Source organism: Sulfitobacter sp. UBA1132 (assembly GCF_002311545.1).
Taxonomy (GTDB): domain Bacteria; phylum Pseudomonadota; class Alphaproteobacteria; order Rhodobacterales; family Rhodobacteraceae; genus Sulfitobacter; species Sulfitobacter pontiacus.
In genome coordinates, this window is the sequence record NZ_DCAN01000006.1 from 2,966 (window position 1) to 4,313 (window position 1,348).

Below are 1,348 nucleotides of genomic sequence, written 5' to 3' on the forward strand. Positions count from 1 at the left end.
CGGGATCGATATCAAGGCTGGTGGGGGCGGGGGTGTCGAACATGCCACCGTCATCCGCATCGGGGGTGGCCAGCAAGAACCGCGCAATACGCCACGCCAGCGTTGCCTTGCCCACGCCCCGCGGGCCGGTCAGCAGCCAGCCGTGGTGCAGCTTGCCCGAGTTGAAAGCATCGAGGAACGCGGCCTCTGCCGCCGACTGGCCGAAAAGCTGCGGCGTGTCGCGCGGGTGGCGCGCGCCGTCGATACGGTCGGGCTGGGGGGCGTCATCACTCATGTCACGTGGTCTAGCAGATTGCGGCGGCAGGAAAAGGGGTCAGCGCGCATCAAGACGCGGGCGCACCTGCGCGAAGACATCCGCCGCCACCGCATCGATGGATTGTGCGCCGTTGATGGTGACGAAACGGTCGGGGAATTCAGCGGCAAGCGACAGGAAGCCGGCGCGCATGGCGACCTGCAGGCTTTCGCCGAAATCCTCGAACCGTTCCTCGACCGTGTTGCGCGACAGGGCGCGGCTGAGCCCTTCGCCGGGGTCCATATCGATCAGGACGGTGACATCGGGCTCGACGCCGATCATCAGGCTGTGCAGCTGGTCCACGGCACCGCGCAGGTCACCCCGGCTGAGCCCCTGATACATCCGGGTGGAATCGGCAAAGCGGTCGCAGATCACGATCTTGCCCGCCTCAAGCGCAGGCAGGATCGTGCGTTCAAGGTGATCCCGACGGGCGGCGGTGAACAGCAAGATCTCGGTTCGGGCGGACCAGCGGTCGGGGTCGCCCTGCAAGACCAATGCGCGAATTTCCTCGGCCCCGGCGGAGCCGCCGGGTTCGCGGGTCAGCACGACCTGATGCCCGTCGGCCTCAAGCCGGTCTTTCAGTAATTTGGTCTGGGTCGATTTGCCCGAGCCGTCGATGCCTTCGAAGCTGATGAACAGGCCCTTGGCTGCGGTGCTCACGAAGCGGCCTCTGGCCCTTCGTTCAACCGGGTCAGCAGATGGCGGGCGGCGGCTTCAAGTTTGACCATGAACCCCCCTGCGGCAACGCTGTCGCGGGCAACCAGCGGGGCACGTACCTCTGGCAGGTCACCGCGGGTCAGCACCAGTTCGCCGATGTTCTGGCCCTTGGTGATGGGCGCGCGCAGCGGGCCGGTATAAACCACCTCGGCCGAGACATCGCTGCCGCCGGACACAGGCACCAGCACCGACAGATCGCTTTCCAGTTCAAGGCCAACGGCACCCTGCGCCCCAAGCGCCACGGGGGCTTGCGCAATCATGGTGCCGGCTTTGCCCATGGACCGTTGCGAGAATTGGCGAAAGGCCCAGTTCACAATCGATTCCGATTCCTGCGCGCGG

The 1,348-nt window shown here is 66.1% G+C and carries 1 protein-coding gene and 2 pseudogenes; all 3 read right to left on the reverse strand.

The genetic code is table 11. The annotated features are described in order from the left end of the window. Positions 1-274 (reverse strand): annotated as a pseudogene (locus B4F27_RS03770) (DNA polymerase III subunit delta'); the annotation flags it as partial. Between the two features lie 39 nt (positions 275-313). Beyond that, positions 314-952, reverse strand: a complete 639-nt coding sequence (gene tmk, locus B4F27_RS03775) for a dTMP kinase (RefSeq protein WP_005852690.1) — start codon at positions 950-952, stop codon at positions 314-316. Continuing rightward, positions 949-1,348: pseudogene (locus B4F27_RS03780) on the reverse strand (D-alanyl-D-alanine carboxypeptidase); the annotation flags it as partial. The pseudogene B4F27_RS03780 and the gene tmk, both read right to left, overlap by 4 nt.